General features: G+C 69.1%; 15 protein-coding genes. 2 read left to right on the top strand and 13 right to left on the bottom strand.

All coding sequences use genetic code 11. The features are described from left to right. Nucleotides 1-7 precede the first annotated feature (7 nt). Genes AOM06_RS13635 through AOM06_RS13625 form a run of 3 tightly spaced genes read right to left on the bottom strand, consistent with a single transcriptional unit; the run spans nt 8 to nt 6,079 of the window. Nucleotides 8-1,099 (bottom strand): PD-(D/E)XK motif protein, encoded by a 1,092-nt coding sequence (locus AOM06_RS13635; protein WP_062308023.1) that lies wholly within the window; start codon nt 1,097-1,099, stop codon nt 8-10. Continuing rightward, nucleotides 1,092-3,854: a Z1 domain-containing protein gene (locus AOM06_RS13630; protein ID WP_156163721.1), complete on the bottom strand. Its 2,763-nt coding sequence runs from the start codon at nt 3,852-3,854 to the stop codon at nt 1,092-1,094. Before AOM06_RS13630 ends, AOM06_RS13635 begins: the two co-directional genes overlap by 8 nt. Continuing rightward, on the bottom strand, nt 3,851-6,079 hold the full coding sequence (locus AOM06_RS13625; protein ID WP_062308016.1) for a DUF262 domain-containing protein: 2,229 nt from the start codon (nt 6,077-6,079) through the stop codon (nt 3,851-3,853). The genes AOM06_RS13630 and AOM06_RS13625 overlap by 4 nt, the downstream gene beginning before the upstream one ends. 161 nt (nt 6,080-6,240) lie before the next feature. Between AOM06_RS13625 and AOM06_RS13620 the strand changes: the two genes are divergently transcribed. Continuing rightward, nucleotides 6,241-6,666: a very short patch repair endonuclease gene (locus AOM06_RS13620; protein ID WP_228372963.1), complete on the top strand. Its 426-nt coding sequence runs from the start codon at nt 6,241-6,243 to the stop codon at nt 6,664-6,666. On the opposite strand, the gene AOM06_RS13615 is transcribed toward AOM06_RS13620, so the two are convergent. After that, the gene (locus AOM06_RS13615) at nt 6,667-7,383 is read right to left on the bottom strand and encodes a M50 family metallopeptidase (protein ID WP_156163720.1); all 717 of its coding nucleotides are present in this window, start codon (nt 7,381-7,383) and stop codon (nt 6,667-6,669) included. A 58-nt stretch (nt 7,384-7,441) separates the two neighbouring features. On the opposite strand from AOM06_RS13615, the gene AOM06_RS13610 reads away from it, so the two are divergent. Beyond that, nucleotides 7,442-8,008, top strand: coding sequence for a dihydrofolate reductase family protein (locus AOM06_RS13610; protein ID WP_062308000.1), 567 nt, complete (start codon nt 7,442-7,444; stop codon nt 8,006-8,008). Between the two features lie 114 nt (nt 8,009-8,122). On the opposite strand, the gene AOM06_RS13605 is transcribed toward AOM06_RS13610, so the two are convergent. From AOM06_RS13605 to AOM06_RS13565, 9 genes are all read right to left on the bottom strand, one after another. Beyond that, nucleotides 8,123-8,512, bottom strand: a complete 390-nt coding sequence (locus AOM06_RS13605) for a hypothetical protein (RefSeq protein WP_062307996.1) — start codon at nt 8,510-8,512, stop codon at nt 8,123-8,125. Between the two features lie 88 nt (nt 8,513-8,600). After that, nucleotides 8,601-9,446 (bottom strand): ABC transporter permease, encoded by an 846-nt coding sequence (locus AOM06_RS13600; protein WP_062307990.1) that lies wholly within the window; start codon nt 9,444-9,446, stop codon nt 8,601-8,603. Then, nucleotides 9,443-10,399 carry an ATP-binding cassette domain-containing protein gene (locus AOM06_RS13595; protein ID WP_062307986.1) on the bottom strand — a complete coding sequence of 319 codons (957 nt, stop codon included), beginning with the start codon at nt 10,397-10,399 and terminating at the stop codon, nt 9,443-9,445. Before AOM06_RS13595 ends, AOM06_RS13600 begins: the two co-directional genes overlap by 4 nt. A gap of 106 nt (nt 10,400-10,505) precedes the next feature. Continuing rightward, entirely contained in the window at nt 10,506-12,317 is a 1,812-nt protein-coding gene (locus AOM06_RS13590) for an AMP-dependent synthetase/ligase (protein WP_062307981.1), read from the bottom strand. A 67-nt stretch (nt 12,318-12,384) separates the two neighbouring features. Then, the gene (locus tag AOM06_RS13585; RefSeq protein ID WP_062307976.1) at nt 12,385-13,347 is read right to left on the bottom strand and encodes an alpha/beta fold hydrolase; all 963 of its coding nucleotides are present in this window, start codon (nt 13,345-13,347) and stop codon (nt 12,385-12,387) included. 104 nt (nt 13,348-13,451) lie between these two features. Continuing rightward, nucleotides 13,452-13,895 (bottom strand): YbhB/YbcL family Raf kinase inhibitor-like protein, encoded by a 444-nt coding sequence (locus AOM06_RS13580; RefSeq protein ID WP_062307971.1) that lies wholly within the window; start codon nt 13,893-13,895, stop codon nt 13,452-13,454. Between the two features lie 110 nt (nt 13,896-14,005). Beyond that, nucleotides 14,006-15,115, bottom strand: a complete 1,110-nt coding sequence (locus AOM06_RS13575; protein ID WP_062307965.1) for a branched-chain amino acid aminotransferase — start codon at nt 15,113-15,115, stop codon at nt 14,006-14,008. 124 nt (nt 15,116-15,239) lie between these two features. Next, complete coding sequence (locus tag AOM06_RS13570; RefSeq protein ID WP_062307960.1) at nt 15,240-16,298, bottom strand: 3-isopropylmalate dehydrogenase; 1,059 nt, start codon at nt 16,296-16,298, stop codon at nt 15,240-15,242. Nucleotides 16,299-16,499: 201 nt separating this feature from the next. Next, complete coding sequence (locus AOM06_RS13565; RefSeq protein ID WP_062307954.1) at nt 16,500-16,892, bottom strand: hypothetical protein; 393 nt, start codon at nt 16,890-16,892, stop codon at nt 16,500-16,502. Nucleotides 16,893-17,050: the final 158 nt, after the last annotated feature.

The following is a 17,050-nucleotide window of genomic DNA, read 5'->3' as shown; positions in this document are numbered from 1 at the left end:
GACGAAGTCACCGCGCCAAGAGTCCTGCTCTCGCGAGCAGATGCGATGCACTATCCGGCAAGGTCCGGATGGGATTGAGGTCGCCGTTGACGCGTTCAGGGAGTTGGATACGGAACGACAGCGAATCGAGCTGCATGTGCTCGAACCCTGAGAGGTCATCCCGAGTCGGAAGTTTGATGAGCGGATCGGTCAAGTCGTAGAGCCGTGCGAACCGCACGTCGAACCGGTCCGCGAAGTGCGACGACTCCGTGATCGGCGCGGAGCCGGGACCACCCGAGCCCGCCCCGTAAGCCTCAAGCGCCCGGTCGAATACTGAACGGGTCTCCGGATCTCCGATCCGCCCGCGGATCGCCTCGACGAGGTCCCTGAGCGACGTGCCGTAGCTCTCATGAGCATCGAGCCACGAGATGCCGAAGCTCATCAGGTAGAGATCGGTCTCGGGATGATCATCGACGGGAGTCCCGCACTCGATCTGGTGGAGCCCCTGGATGTGATGAACCGCATCACTATGGGTCGTGGCCTTGACCTCGACGCCGACGTTCGCCAACTGGAAGTCCCTGCTAGAGCGGCCAGCGCCCTTCCACGCATCGATGATGAACTCGGCGGCCGCAGGAGCGTGTGCGAGAAGTGCCCGCAGGAGCAAGAGCTCACCGGCGAGCCCGATGAGGAATTCGCTGCCCAGCCTTGCCTTCTGGAGGGCAAGCGCGATGATCGCCTCGGTCCGTGCGAACGCCCCTTCACGGTCGGAGTCCATGCCGTTGTTGAGCAGTTCGGCACAGATGAAGGCAGCGACCTGATCGAAATGGGGCGCTGCGGGCATGAGCAATCGAGACGCCTCGAGAGAATCGCCTCCTCTCGTGGTCCAGACGTCGTGCGCCAACGCCTCCTTCACGACGGGGTTCGCCGGATTAAGGCGCGCTCCCACCAGGAAGAGCTCTAGCCTGCCCCTCTCATCACGGGCGATCCCGAGCTCGCGCCGTTCATCAGCCCACGACAAGGTGCGCGCGTCGGCACCGGACGCGGATCTCAGCCCGACGATCTCCTCGCGCAGCCACTCGTACGCCGGTTCCAGCGGAAAGTCTTCGAGCGATTCAGCCATCTTCGCGCCTCCGCGCCTGAACGAAGTCAGGCCCACCGCGCGGAATCGAGCACGCGACGGAGATTGTGGGACTCTCCGGTCCTCGATCGATCACGTGGAAGAGGATGAGCCCGTCAGACCCGGTCGGTCGAACGCGATCCGTCGTCTCGACCGGGGCGTCTCCGCGCGCCTCGAGATCGAAGAAGTCATCGCCGTACGGCCCGCTCTGGGAACCCCACGCGCGATCCCGAAGCCGCCCATCGAGCACCGCACGCTCGATGGGCCGGACGAGGAATCCGACATCGGCCAGCTGTCCTTCAACGACGGGTTCGCCGCCACCGAAGCGGACTCCCACCGAGAAACGCGGGTTGCGCAGCTTGCGGGCCTGCAGATCGAGGAGACTCCACCGATGCGGAACCTCGTCGGTCGTGTACAAACCCGGTACGTCCCGGTTGAGACACGCGTCCCAATAGCGCAGGTAGGCCGCGACGGAGAACGGCGATGCGAGCAGGTCCACATAGCCCTCGGTCGGCTGGGCGCGATACAGCGGCAGGTGTGGATCCGCGTCTTCGAGGCCCGCGGTACGAGCAACCGACGCCCACCGGTCGATGAGGAAGCCCTGCGGGTCCGCACCGTGGGCTGAGTACGCGAGGCTGTCGAGCAGATCCGCGACTTCGAGCATCGAGAATCGTCTCTCCAGCACCACTCCGCGTGGCGAGCTCCGGCCGTCGAGCCTGACGAGCGGCTCGCGCATCAGACCGGCGACGATGCCACGGTTCACCTCGTCGTCGTCGGACGGGTTCATGTGGGTGAAGAAGGGGCGCTGCCCGGGCGAGAGGCTGACACCCCGCACGGCTGCGATCTTGCCGGTGGCCAGGAAGTCCCGCCCCTGGAGGATCATCGGGTCCGGAGGTACGCCGCCCTCGTCCATCGCGCGCAGGATTTCTGAACGCAACGCCTCGTCGTTCTCGTGGAACCTGGTGAACAGGTCGATCTGCTCCGCACGCATGAATACACGGCAGAGGTCGATGTGGCTGCCGCGATACCCGAACCACCGCTGCATCTGCATCTGGGTGTCCGCGAGCGGGTTCTCCGCGGAACGGGTGAATACCGTCGTCAACAGACCGTCGAGCGTCAGGCCGCGTGACATCACGTTGCCAGACACGAAGATGGTCGACAGATTCGCTGGGGCGTACCATCTTCCGTCCCTCTCGACAATGCTGAACTGAGGGCGGTCGTCGGCGTGCTCGTCGCTGTTGATGACCGCGAGCGTCGTCGCAGGAACGATCTCCCGCAGGATCACCTCGCGAACCGCGCCCCATTCAGTCGCCGGAGGCACCCGACGCACGGACACCTCGTACCGCGCGGAGACAGCGTCGGCGGATTGCGCGTACCGCGTGAGCCATCGCGTCCACGCGTCAGGGTCGGCATCCATGTCGGCGGCGATGCCTTCACTCCGCAGGTGCCTGTCGGCAAGCGCCGCGAAGTCTGTCGGCCCCGCGTCCGCGGTACCCGCGGACCAAGCGTGAATCGCTCCCGCTACCTCGAAATGCCGGCCCATCGCCGAGGCCGGGTTGACAAGCATCGAGGACACCGGCGGCACCGCCTCACGCGCTTCGCTTCGCGTCGCGAACGCCTGGCCGACCACTTCGGCAGGCGACTGCCGCTCAGGCGCTCGGAGTCGACGGATCGCTGCCGCGACGAGGAACGCGCGCACGCCTTCGATGAGCTGCTCCGGCGTGTCGTCCGAAGGCACGCACATCGGGACCGACGCGAGCGCCTGGTAGTAGACGTCGCCGCCGGTGTAGTAGGAGCTCAGCCCTTCGGGCACTCGATAGGTGCTGGTACGGCTGCCGGTCTCGCCGACAGCACCCGGCGCCCGCAGCCCGATGACGAAGTCTCGCGGAGCAAGGGGGTTGTCGGGATCCTGAAGGAAGTTCGCTTGCGGCGTCGCGGTGTACGCGACATAGGTCGCGAAGTAATGGTCGTTGAACGTCGCCCCGGACGTGCCGCGCGGCTCCCACAGGTCCCGGATACGACGTGGCACCTGCTTGACGTCGACGCTGAGCGCCTCTGCCCCTGGCTCCTGGACCACATTGTCGATCGACGAGTCGTCCGCCTCGTCATCGATCACCAGGACATGGAAGGGGCGCCCCGCCGCCTCGACCTCCGGCGCGACCACCGTCCTGAGCACCCGGGAGACCTGCTCGAGATGGGCCACGTTCTTCATGGTGATCGCGATGATCGGCCGGCGGGCTTTGAGCGCCGATCGCACGCGCTGTCGCTGGATCGCGTACAGCGACGCCGGCGTGGGCACCTCGTCGGGCGCCTGAAGGACCATCGCCGTCGGCATCAGGTCCCGTCGGGCCATCGGGTTCGGAAGCACATCGATCTGCTCGATGAACCTCTCGAGCGTCTGCAGCCATAGAGACCTTCGTGTGCCCGCGAGGACCACGATGCAGTCCACGCCACGATCCATGGCAAGGGCGGTGACCGCCATCATCGACGCGGTCTTCCCCGACTGGACGGCACCCATCACGACGCCGGACCGCTGTCGCGACTCTGGCCAGGCCTCGACACCCGGATCCCCTGCGCCGAAGACACCGCGTTCGACGATGTACTCGGCATCGGACTGGATCACGCTTCGGCTCGTCCGACCGATGCCGGACTCCGCTAGAACCGACTCGTATGCGCTCCACCACGTGGGACGATCAGCCGCACCGCCCTTCACGACCGCGGTGCGCCCGAAACGAGGCCCAGCCTCGTTGACGGTCACGCCTGAGATTCCTCAGCAAGCGAGACAAGGTGTCGAAGTCCGGACTGCCCAAACCTCGCAGCGATCGCCTGGTCCGCCTCCGCCGCATCCACCCCGAGGATGTCCAGGAACGAGGCGACGACACGCCCCGTGTGCATCCACTGCTGGCGCGACTGTGTCTTGGCGGGACGCTTCCACGCCGCGGATGCGCTCGCAGCCTGGATGCTCTCAAGCGCGCCTTCGACTCGCTCGTCGAGCTCGTCCTCCAAGACAGCGCGCGCTGCGGCAAGCGCAATCAGCGTGCCCACGAGCTGCAGCTCCTGCCACTTCGTCTGGCTCTTGAACTGAGGCGCCCAGCACTCCGGTGGGATCGACGCATGCGCATCGACGGCGTGGTCGAGCAGGAGCATGGCGTCGAGCACCACCGTCTCGTCCCAGAGCCTGTGCTTCTTGTCGTCCTGGACAGTCTTGAGCAGCGCGTTGATCTGCCCCGCGGTCGACCGGGACATCGGGGTCCCGTCGTCGACAAGAAGCGCTCCCGCGACCCACGAGAGGAGCTTGGTGCGCTTGTAGCCCGCCTTGCCGAACCCGTACTCATCGAGCACGTCCGGCGTCGAGCTGAGATCATCCCAGTGCGCTGCCAGGAAAGGCGCCACCTCCGACACGTTCGCGTTGTCTCCGGCAGTCACCAGCAGCGCCTTCATGAGCGGCAGACGGTGATACAGCGCGTTGCGGATCTCCTCGGCGTTGAGGTGCTTGCCCTGCTTGTTGTAGAGGCTGAAAACCTCATGCACCTGACCAGTCGTCACCTCTTCGTAGACGATGACGGGAAGCTTGTAGTCGGAATCCTCTTCGAACAAGGCCTGGACCCTGCGCTTCTGGCCCACGACCGTGATCTTGTCTTCACGGATCTGCGAGTAGTACCTGCCGCGCAGAGGCGCGAGGTCGCCGCTCAGAGGCTTGACCTCCCCCTTCCGCAATGGGAACGGGAAGTAGTGGGACCGCTCGACCTGCGCCGTCAGGCTGTCGGACTCATGCTGCTTCCAGAGCTTCTTGAAGGCGGGATAGTCGGTACGGAAGATGTGCTCAAGCATTGGCTCACCCCATGCCACGGCCTTCTCACGAACAACCTTGAGCGCCGAGGGATGATTGCCCGTGAACCGGAGGATCGATGTCAGGCGCTGCTTCCCGTCGACCGCCTCGTAGCGCGTTCCTTCACTGTCGCTTTGCTGCAGCAGGATGACCGACGGAAGAGGGATACCTCGTAGCACCGACTCGATCAGCGCCTGGGCGTCGCCTGTTGGCCAGACATCGGCACGCTGATAGGACGGGCTCAGCTCGAGCTCGTCGTAGTTCGCGAGCGTGACGAACTTGATGATCGACCAGGTATGCGCGGTCGCCTTGATCGGACCGGAGCCCTCGCTGGTCTCCTCATCCTCGATCTCGGCCCATGCCTCGCTCCACGCCTGAGATGCGGAGCCGATGGTCGCTCCACCTTCGGCCTCGTCCTCGAGCGTCTCATCGAACTTCTCACGCAGCTCGATGGCTTGCTCGAGCCGCTCGGTGAGCCTTGCCGCGACCGTGACTTCATCCGCATCGGAGATCGGCAGCCCAAGCGCCGCGACGAGGCTCGCATCGAATGCCTCAGCGGACTCGGCGTCAAGGTCATCCGGGAACGCGAGCCAGACCTGAACCGAGGCAAGAAGCTCTCTCCACGAGCCATCGTCGAATCGAACCTCGTCCGCCGTTACGCCGGCAGCCGTGAATGTTGCGCCAGCCGGGGCAACCCCCTCGCGTGACAGCGTCGCGATGAGCTCCGCGATGTTCTGCTTGGCCTCGGACGTGATCTGCTGCATCGACAGCCCTTCCTGCTCGCCCGACCGCGCCGACGGCGCCGGTGGGAGCTCCATGAGTTCGGTGATGAGGTGTTCCTCGCGTGCCAGATCCCGCGCAACCAGCACCTCGACGACGCCGTCGACGAGCCGGTTGAGTCCCAGCAGCGTGATGGTGCCGCCAGTGCTGTAGCACTCTTCGTTCCACGCTACGCGCACCGCATCGGCGAGGTGACGGCCACACTCCGCCTTGCCGGGGGTGCCGGTGACATCGATGTCGACAGCGGAGGCGAGCGCCTCGAGCGCCGAGCGCTTCTCCTTGCCACCCGGGCCGAGCGGTTGCACCGGCTTGCCCCCGAGGTGGTACATCCGGGCGACAGCCTCGGCCTTGTTGGTGGCGCTCGCGTACTGCATCCGCCTCAATCCCCCAGATCGCACGCTTCCCGGTCGACGACCCGCGCCGACGGCTGTGATGTGTGTGTACGAGGCTATCGGTTCTCGCTCTCCCCCAGCACTAATCCTGCTGTGGCTTGCGGCACATGCGGCGTGTCCAGTGCGCACCGTAGTGTCGTCGAATGGACCGCGACGCCTCCTGGGCCTCCACGCCAGGTGTCGCGCGGTCGATGCGAGGCAACAGGAAGCGCGACACCAAGCCCGAGCTCGCCGTGCGGCGCATCGTCCATGCCGCGGGGCTCCGCTACCGAGTCGCCGCCGCGCCCATCCCGGGCGTCAGGCGCACAGCCGACCTTCTGTTCCGCCCCACGCGAGTAGCGGTGTTCATCGACGGCTGCTTCTGGCACTCGTGCCCCGTCCACGGCACCAGCCCTCGTGCCCACAGCGAGTACTGGCTCCCCAAGCTCGAGCGCAACCGCGCGCGCGACCTCGAGACCACCAGCACCCTCGAGGAGGCCGGCTGGCTGGTGCTGCGCTTCTGGGAGCACGAGGACCCGGCCGAGGTGGCCGCGAGCATCGTCGCGGCCGTCCTGGACCGCCGCTCCTGACTAGCCCGCAGCCCCGACCAGCAGCCACGCACCCGCCACGAGGCACGCGACCGTCACCAGCCAGAACAGCGCGACCCACACCCCGCCAGGCACGTGCGTGAGCCGGGCCAGCGCGTCGGCGTCCGATCCTCGCGCGCCTCCGCGGCGCGTACCCTGCAGCTCGACCACCGCGCGCACTCCCCCGATCAGCAGCAGCCACGCGAGCCCGCACGCGATCCCCACGCGCCACTCGTCGGGCAGCGCCCACGCCGCCCAGCCGAGGCCCGCCGCCACGGCCACCACCACGAGCACGCCGTACACGTTGCGCACGCGCATCAGGACGAGCAGCAGAGCCGCGACGCTCACCCACAGCACCGCGATCCCATGGCCCGCACCGACGGCCCACGCGATCGCGAGCCCCGTGACGCCCGGAGCCGGGTAGCCGGCGAACGCCTTGAGCGCGAGCGGCAGCCGTCGCGCGTCACCGCGCGACACCGTGAGGCCGGAGGTGTCGGAGTGGAGGCTGATGCTCCGGACGTCGCGCCCGAGCAGGGTCGCGACGAGCGCGTGCCCGGCCTCGTGCACCAGCGTCACCACGTGGCGGACCAGGTGCCACAGGGACGGCACGGCCACGGACACGAGCACCGCGCCGAGCGCGATCCACACGCCCTCGGACGACGGCGGGGCCGACGCGGTGATGTCGCCCCAGATGCGGTCCCACGCGTCGCCCATGCTCATGGTCCAGGACCCTAGCCCGCGCCGCCCGACACGAGGCGCAGCGGCCTATCCTGGCGCCATGGGACGGCTCATCGTCGAGCAGATCGTGTCCGCGGACGGCTTTGCAGCCGGACCGCAGGGCGAGATCGACTTCATGACCGCTCCGGGCGACTTCGACCCGGACGACCCAGGCCAGCTGGCCATGGTCGCGCGCTGCGACGCGATCCTGCTGGGTCGCCACACGTACGGCATGTTCGCCCAGTACTGGCCGGAGCGCACCGCAGCGGACGAGTCGATCGCCTCGTTCATCAACGGCGCCCCCAAGCACGTCGTGAGCAACACCCTCGCGCGGGCCCCATGGGGCGACTACGCCTCCGCGACGGTCGAACCGGGAGAGCCGCGCGACACCGCGCGACGCCTCAAGCACCGCTACCGGGGCGACATCATCCTGTGGGGCAGCCTCATGCTCGCTGGAGCGCTTCTCCAGGCCGAGCTGGTCGACCAGGTGCGCCTGCGCATCGTCCCCGTGCTCATCGGCGAGGGACGGACCGCCACGCCCGGCCTGCGCCACTTCCGGCACCTTCGACCCCGCGAGATCGACACCCTGCCGAGCGGGCACGTCACGCTCGTCTACGACGTCCTGTAGCCGCGCATCGTTGCCGGTCGGACATGCAAGGACTCCGAGATCGGGAACCCGGAACTGGAAGGAAAGGGCACCCGACCTCGGAGTCGGTTCAATTATCGGGCATGAAGCGCGATCTCAGTCGCAGTAGTCGCACAGACCCGTCGACGGAAGGTTGGTGAAGCACGTGGCGCACGTGGGGATGACCGCCTCGGCCACCTTCTCGGCGACGGCCGCGAAGCCCTTTGCGGCGGCCTGGTGCGCGGGCAGCTCGACCCAGTAGTTGTCGCCGTTCTCGGGGTGCACGGCGATGTAGCCGTGCGCGATGAACGCGACGGGGCTGCCGCCGCCGGCGGGCTCGAGCGCGATGAACGCGCGCGACTCGGGGATGTACACGTGCTCGAAGCGGAGCTCACGGACGGTGTCGACGATCTGGTCGATGTTCTCGGCCGGGGGCCGGAAGTCCGCGAGCGCGGCCTCGAAGGATCGGAAGTACGTCCGGGGTTCGATGTCCTGGGCAATTGTCACCGGAAGATTATTCAGCATCCATAAAGCACCGAGTGCCACCCTTGGTCCCGCGCGCAGGCAAGATTGCGCTCCACCAGGGACGATGCGCTCAACGAGGATCGCGGTAGCGCCACATCGTGAGCGTGCCGAAGACCGCGACCAGCCCGGCGGACCACAGCAGGGCCATCGCGAGCTCGCCGCCGAGCGCCGTCCCATCCATGAGCGCCCGCACCGCCGTCACCAGGTCGGAGACCGGGTTGACGTCGACCCAGGCCTGGAGCCACCCCGGCATGGTGCTCGGGTCCACGAAGATGTTCGAGCCGAACAGCAGCGGCATGAGCGTGAAGCCCGCGACACCCATGATCGCCTGCGGCGTCCGCAGCACGAGCGACAGGAACGTCCAGATCCACCCGAGAGAGAAGGCGAACACCAGCACGAGCGCGATCCCTGCGCCCACGCCGAGCACTCCCCCGCCCGGCCGCCACCCGATCGCCAGGCACACCGCCGCGGTGATGAGCGAGGCCACCAGGAACCGGATCCCGTCGCCCAGGAGCATCCCGACGAGCGGGCTGGGGCGCCAGATCGGCAGCGAGCGGAACCTGTCGAAGACCCCGCGGTCGATGTCCGTCCTGAGGTTCGAGCCGGTGTACATGGTGATGAACAGCACGGACTGCACCAGGACACCGGGCGCGATGTACGCGATGTAGTCCGCGGGCGATCCCGCGATCGCACCGCCGAAGAGGTACGTGAACAGCAACGTCATCATCACGGGGAAGACCGTGACGTCGAAGAGCTGCTCGGGCACGTGCTTGATCTTGAGGAGGGCGCGCCACCCGAACGTCACCGACGTCGACAGCGCGCTCGGGCGCGGTGGCCGCGCGACGCTCGTGAGCGCAGAAGCGATCGCCTCGGTCCGCGGCGCCGCGGACTCCTCCGTGGCCGTCTGGGCGCTCATGCCGCCTCCTCGTCCTCGGCTGCGTGGCCCGTGAGCGCGAGGAACACCTCGTCGAGGGTGGGCTGGCCCAGGGCGAACTGAGCGAGCTCGATGCCGGCCGACTCGAGCGCCGCGAGCGCGCGGGTGACCCCGGACCGGTCCTCGAGCGCCGCGACCAGGGCCTGCGGGTCATGCGTGGTGTCGAGCTCCACCCCGAGCTCCTTCGACAGGATCGCGCGCGCCGTGTCGCGGTCGTCGCGGTGCATGACACGCACATGGACCGTGCCCGAGCCGACCGACGCCTTGAGCTCGCTGGAGGTCCCCTCGGCGATGATCCTGCCGCTGTCGATCACGGAGATGCGGTCGGCCAGCTGATCCGCCTCGTCCAGGTACTGCGTGGTCAGCATCACCGTGGTGCCGTGCCGCACGAGCGCACGGATGATGTCCCACACCTCGTTGCGGGCGCGCGGGTCGAGCCCGGTGGTCGGCTCGTCGAGGAACAGCAGCTCGGGGCTCACCACCAGCGAGGCCGCGATGTCGATGCGGCGCCTCATGCCGCCGCTGTACTTCTTCACCTGCCGGTCCGCCGCATCGTCCAGGCTGAAGGCCGCGAGAAGCTCGTCGGCGCGTGCCGTGGCGGCCGCGCCGCGGAAGCCGTAGAGGCGCGCGATCAGGCGCAGGTTCTCGAGGCCCGACAGGTCCTCGTCCACCGACGCGAACTGGCCGGTGAGACCGACGCGGCTTCGCACCTCGTCGGACTGCCGCTCGATGTCGTACCCGAGGACCCGGCCGCTCCCCCCATCGGGACGGATCAGGGTCGCGAGCATGCGGATCGCCGTGGTCTTGCCCGCCCCGTTGGGACCCAGGAAGCCGTGGACCCCGCCACGCGGGATCGCGAGGTCGATGCCGTCCACGGCGCGCGTGTCCCCGTAGATCTTGGTGAGGCCCTCGGTCTCGATCGCCAGCTGCGTCATCGTCGCCCTCCCCCGGGCTCGTTGCGACCCCGTCAGGCTACGTCCGCCCTCCGACCTCGGGAAGGTCCCTACTTGTGGGGGCAGGGACCTCCCGGACCCCGGCGCCCTACGAGCGAGCCGCGGGCGCGGCGCCTCCGGCGGGCGCGTAGATCGACTCGATCACGTCCGCGAAGTGCTCCATGACGGCCGCACGGCGCACCTTGAGCGAGGCCGTGACCTCCTCGCGGACCTCGGTGAACTCCCGCGGCAGGATGCGGAACTCGCGGATGGCCTCGGCCCGCGAGACGTGCTCGTTGGCCGCCGCGATCGCGCGGCCGATCAGCTCGCGCACGCGATCGTGGGTCGACGCCTGCTCGAGCGACATCTCGGGCAGGTGATGCGCCGCGAGCCAGCCGGGGAGCATCGCCGAGTCGAGCGTGACCACCGCGGACACGAAGTGGCGGCCGTCGCCGATCACCACGGAGTCCTGGATGGCCGGGTGCGAGCGGATCGAGTCCTCGAGCACCGCGGGCTGGATGTTCTTGCCGGAGGAGAGCACCAGGATCTCCTTCTTGCGGCCCGTGATGGTGAGGGCGCCGTCGCTGATCTCACCCAGGTCGCCCGTGGCGAACCAGCCGTCCTGAACCGCCGCCGCGGTGGCCTCGGGAGCGTTCCAGTAGCCCGCGAACACGTTCACGCCGCGCACCAGGATCTCGCCGTCGTCGGCGAGCTTGACCTCGCAGCCCGCGATCGGGTGGCCGACGGTCCCCATGATCTGACCGGATGCGGGGGTGCCCATGTGCGCGGCCGTGGTCTCGGTGAGCCCGTAGCCCTGCATGACGGTGACGCCGAGGCCGCGGAAGAAGTGCCCGACCTGCGGCGTGAGCTTGGCGCCGCCCGCGAGGACGTAGCCGAGCTGCCCGCCGAGCAGGTGGCGGATCTTCTTCAGCACGAGCGCGTCGGCGATCGCGTACTGCGCCTTGAGGACGATGCCGTGGCCGCCGGTCTCCTCGGCCATCGACACCTTGCGAGCGACCCAGGCGGACCAGCGGAAGATCTTCTTCTTGATCCCGGTCTGAGCGGCGTCGGCACGGTTGTAGATGGTCTCGAGCACGCGCGGCACCAGGGGGATCCACGTGGGTCGGAACGATGCGAGGTCCGCGGCGAGCGTCTTGTGGCTCGGCGAGTACCCGATCACGGCGCCCGAGGAGAGCGCGAGGACCATGGCGAGCCGCGCGAACACATGCGCGAGCGGGAGGAACAGCAGCACACGTGTCTGGCCCTGGACGAACACGCCGAAGTCGGGGTCGAGCTCGATGTTCGCGACGTGGCTCACCAGGTTGCCGTGCGTCAGCATCGCGCCCTTGGGGCGGCCCGTGGTGCCCGAGGTGTAGATGATCGAGGCGAGGTCGCCCAGGACCACGTCGGCGGTGCGCGCGTCGAGGACCTCGTCGGCGACGTCGGTGCCCGTGGTCGCGACTTCGTCGAGACCCTCCGGGGTCAGCGCGAGCACGGCGGGCGCGTGCTCGAGCCCGCTCAGCATCCCCTGCTGCTCCGCGGACTGCGCGGCGACGAACGCGAGGCCGGCGTCCTCGATGATCCATGCGCACTGGTGCGCGGACGAGGACGGGTAGATCGGGACGGTCACACCGCCCGCGGCAAGCACCGCGAAGTCCATGACCGACCACTCGAGGCTCGTGTCGCCCATGACCCCCACGCGATCGCCGGCAGCGACGCCCGAGGCGATGAGGCCCTTGGCGACAGCGCGCACGCGCTGCTCGAACTCGCCCAGGGAGACCGGCGCCCAGGCGCCGGAGCCGTCCTTCACCTCGGCGAAGGGCGCGGACGCGTCGGCGGCGGCGCGAGCGCGCAGAAGCGCGGTGAGGTGAAGGTGGTCATCGACGGAGGTGAGGGCGGGGGACGCCATGCTGCTCTGCATGACCCCAGGCTAACCTACGCGACCGTAGGTTGGCATATGCCAAACGGCCCGGGTCGCGCGCGTCGCGCTACGCGACGGCCTGCTCGGCCCACCAGCGGTGGATGATCCGGGCGTGACGGTCCGGATCGTCGAGCCATGGCTGGTGCCCCGATCCCTCCATCACATGAACCGAGGCGCGGGTCGCGTGGCGCGCCCATGCCCGCACACGCGCCGGCGAAGCGAACGGATCGCGGTCGCCGACGATCCACAGGCTCGGCATCCGCAGCCCCTCGAGGTCCGCCTTGCCCGCGACCCACTCGGGCCTGAGCCCGCGCCACGTCGCGGTGCGCTGGATGAGCGAGAGCTCGTGCCAGTAGGTGTCGGTGTAGCGCGACAACGCGATGCGCCACTCCAGCTCCTCCGCGGGAGGGCCGCCCGCGTCGAGGAGCCCGCCATGGCCCATCGCCCGGAAGGAGCGCCTGAGGTCCGCCTCGTTGACCTTGTGACCGGCCACTATCCGCGCCACCGGCGTGAGCGAGCTGAGCCGCAGGAGCCTGGGAAGCTGCATGCCGCGGATCGCGGGCACACCCTCGATGACCACGCTGCGCACCTTCTCCGGGAGCTGTGCCGCGGCGACCACCACCGTGCCGCCGCCCGCCGAGTTGCCCAGCAGGTCGACGGGACCTCCCACGAGCGCGTCGATGACCGCCCCGAGGTACCCGGTGATCGCGGCGCGCAGGTCCTCCGGGGTCATGCCGGAGTAGTCGAGCGGCTCGCTCAGACCGCAGCCCGGGCGATCCACGACGATCGCCCGGACGCCCGGCAACGCGGCGACCAGCGGCACGAACACGTTGCCCGCCGTCGGGTTGCCGTGCACGAGGATCACCGGCCTCCCGTCGCCATGCTCGAGCGCGCGCACACGGATCCCGTAGCCCGGCACCTCCACCCAGCGTTCGACCGGAGCCATCCCATGGCTCGCCCAGACGGCCGCCTCCGCCTCGCGGTAGCGCGCATCGTCGCGTCGGGAGACGCGTGGGGTCGCGGAAGGCATGACTACTCTCCTCGGGGCACGCGGGGGCTGTCCTTCAGGATGCGCCCGCCGGCGCCGCCGCGCCAGCGGACGCCGCCCCGCGCTCGGGGTGCGCGAGGACCCGCTCAGCGGGAGTAGGTCGCGACCAGGCGCGCCTGCTCGATCACCGCATCGGCGTACGTGTCGAGGAACGTCGCGCGGTCGGGAGTGCCCTCGACCTTGCGCGACAGCGCGTACACCCAGAAGTAGTAGTGGTGGTCGCCGTGGCCGAACGGCGGGAAGGGGCCCACGTAACCGAAGCCGTCGTCGTCGTGCGGGCCGGGGCGCCCGCGCGCGACCGAGAGCTCGCCATCGACCGGCGGCAGCCCGTACAGCGTCCAGTGCGTGAAGCCGTGCGGCATCGGCGCGTCGGGGTCGTGGCACACCACCGCGAGCTCGACCGTGCCCGCCGGGACGCCGCTCACGACGAGCCGCGGGGTCTCCGCTCCCGTCTGACCGGCGAAGCGGTCGTCGATGCGCTGGCCCCACGTGATGTCGGGGCTGGTGAGGGCGAGGTCTGCGACGGCCATGAGGCCAGGATGCCTGACCCTCGCCTCACGCGCACCAGGACCGAGTGTCCCGAGGCGCGGGGAAGGCGCCAGGACCGCAGGACTGAGCGTCCCGACCCCTCAGGGAGGGGTCAGATGACGCGCGTCATCCAGCCGTACGTGTCCTCCGCGCGGCCGTACTGGATGTCGGTGAGGCGCTGACGGACCGCGAGGGTGACCTCGCCGGGCTCGCCGTCGCCCACGGTGACGTCGAAGTCGGTCGAGGCCATGCGGCCCACCGGGGTGACGATCGCGGCGGTGCCGCACGCGAACACCTCGGTGATGTCGCCGTCCTCGATGCCCTGGCGCAGCTCCGCGAGGGTGATGTCGCGCTCGACCACCTTGAGGTCCTGGTCCTCGACCAGCTGGATGATCGACGAGCGCGTCACGCCCTCGAGGATGTTGCCGTTGATGATCGGCGTGAGCACCGTGCCGTCCTTGTGGACCGCGAAGACGTTCATGCCGCCGAGCTCCTCGAGCACGGAGCCGGTGGCCGCATCGAGGTACAGGACCTGGTCGAAGCCGCGCTCGATCGCCGCCATCTGCGGGCGCAGCGAGGCCGCATAGTTGCCGCCGCACTTCGCGGCACCGGTGCCGCCGGGGCCGGCGCGGTGGTAGTCGCGCTCGACCCAGATGCTCACGGGCTTGACGCCGCCCTTGAAGTACGGGCCGGACGGGGACGCGATGAGCAGGTAGTCGACGCGCTTGGGGGCGCGCAGCCCCAGGAAGACGTCGGTGCCGATGAGGAAGGGACGCAGGTACAGCGACGTCTCGGGCGCATCGGGCACCCACGCCTGGTCGATCTCCACGAGCGCGTGGATCGACTCCATGAAGTCCTCGACCGGGAGCTCGGGCAGGGCCATGCGCCACGCGGAGCGGTTGAGGCGCTCGGCGTTCGCGATCGGGCGGAACAGGTGGACCGAGCCGTCGGCCCAGCGGTACGCCTTGAGACCCTCGAAGACCTCCTGCGCGTAGTGCAGCACCGAGGCGGCGGGGTCCATCGGGAGCGGCCCGTAGGGCTCGACGCGGCGGTCGCCCCAGCCCTCCGCGGCGGTCCATGTCATGTGGGCCATGTGGTCCGTGAACTGGAGCCCGAACGCGAGGTCGCGGAGACGCTCGGCACGCTCGGCATCGGTGGCCGGGCTCGGGTTGCGGACGACCCGGAAGGCCTCCGCAGTGGACGATGCAGCGGTGTCGGTCACGTCTGGGCCTTCCTGTGATGGGGGTGGGTTTGAGAGTAGTGGCCGCCCGCCTCCCCGCGGGACATGAGTGCCGGATCCGCTACAGATCCTGCACTCATGTCCCGTCAGGGCGCAAAGGTGCGGGTCAGCCGCGGATGCGGGCGGCGATCGCGTCGCCGACCTGGGAGGTGGAGCGCGGGCCGTTGCCCTCGGCACCCTCGGCGACCTTGGCCGCGGCGTCGGCCGCGACCGCGTCCTCGACCTTCTGAGCGAGGTCCTTGTGGCCGAGGAAGTCGAGCATCATGCCGACCGAGAGGACGGTCGCGGACGGGTCCGCGATGCCCTTGCCCGCGATGTCGGGCGCCGAGCCGTGGACCGGCTCGAACATGGACGGCCCGGTCTTGTCGGGGTTGACGTTGCCGGAGGCCGCGAGGCCGATGCCGCCGGAGATCGCCGCGGCCTCGTCCGTGAGGATGTCGCCGAACAGGTTGTCGGTGACGATCACGTCGAACGATGCGGGCGCGGTGACCAGCTTGATGGTCGCCGCGTCCACGTGCAGGTAGTCCCACGTCACGTCCGGGAACTCGGGAGCGACGGCCTCGACCGTGCGGCGCCACAGGTGACCCGCGTGGACCAGCACGTTGTGCTTGTGGACCAGCGTGACGTGCTTGCGGTCGCGGCCCTGCGCGACGGTGAACGCGTAGCGGACCACGCGCTCGACGCCGTGACGGGTGTTGACGGAGACCTCGGTCGCGATCTCGTGAGGCGTGTCGACCCGCAGCGCGCCGCCGTTGCCCACGTACGGCCCCTCGGTGCCCTCGCGGACCACGACGAAGTCGATGTCGCCGGGCTCGCTCAGCGGCGAGACCTCGCCCGGGTAGAGGCGCGACGGACGGAGGTTGACGTACTGGTCGAGCTCGAAGCGGAGCTTGAGCAGCAGGCCGCGCTCGAGGACGCCGGACGGCACGGTCGGGTCGCCGATCGCGCCGAGCAGGATGACGTCATGACCCTTGATCGCCTCGAGGTCCGCGTCCGTGAGGGTCTCCCCCGTCGCGTGCCAGCGCTTGGCGCCGAGGTCGAACTCGGTGGTCTCGAACGTGATGTCGGTGCCCTCGGTCGCGGCGGCGAGGCACTTGAGCCCCTCCGCTACGACCTCCGGGCCGATGCCGTCGCCGGCGACGACTGCGAGGCGGTAGGTGGTCATCGGTTCTCCCTCGGTCGGATGCTGACCCGCCCCGTCATCGGGCCGCGGGCTCTGCCTCCATCCTAGGGGAAGTGTCCACATGTTGGGGAACCCGTCTCGCATCGCGAGACGCGGCTGAGGCGCGCCACGCGGGCCCGAACGGTGGCAGCGGAACAGGGAGGTCCGGATGGGGACCTCCCCTGGTGACGCGACGGTGCAGCACTACCGGGCATAGTCCGGCAGGCCTCCGGTCATCGGCTCGCCGTCCGGCTGTGCATAGTCCGGCAGGCCTCCGGTCATCGGCTCGTAGGCGTCCTGGTCCTCCGACTCGCCGTACGCCCCCTTCGGCACGCAGGACATCGGCACGTAGGCATCGTCCTCGTCCTCCGACTCGCCGTACGCCCCCTTCGGCACGCAGGACATCGGCACGTAGGCATCGTCCTCGTCGGTGTCGCTCGCGGCCTCCAGCGAACCCCAGGAGCCGCCCGAGTACACGTACCCGACGGCCTGGGTGTCGGCGCCCGGAGTCTCGGTGTCGTCCGGCGTCGCGCACGCGGTCATCGACAGCACGACCGCACCAGCGAGCCCGACCACGGCGCCGAGGCCCTTCGCCATCCCCGGTCCGCAAGCACCGGTCCGGCAGTTCAGCGTGGTCCTCATCTTCCTCACCTCCTCCCCTGGTCACCTTCAGATCACACCCGCCGCGTATCGCCCCGGTATGCACGTCCCGACGGCCGGTATGCACGCGGTATGCACGGCGCGCCGAGCGTTTG

The sequence above is a fragment of the Demequina subtropica genome (assembly GCF_000971235.1).
GTDB classification, from domain to species: Bacteria; Actinomycetota; Actinomycetes; order Actinomycetales; family Demequinaceae; genus Demequina; species Demequina subtropica.
Note: the sequence above shows the minus strand (reverse complement) of the source record. Positions and strands in the feature narration are given on the sequence as shown.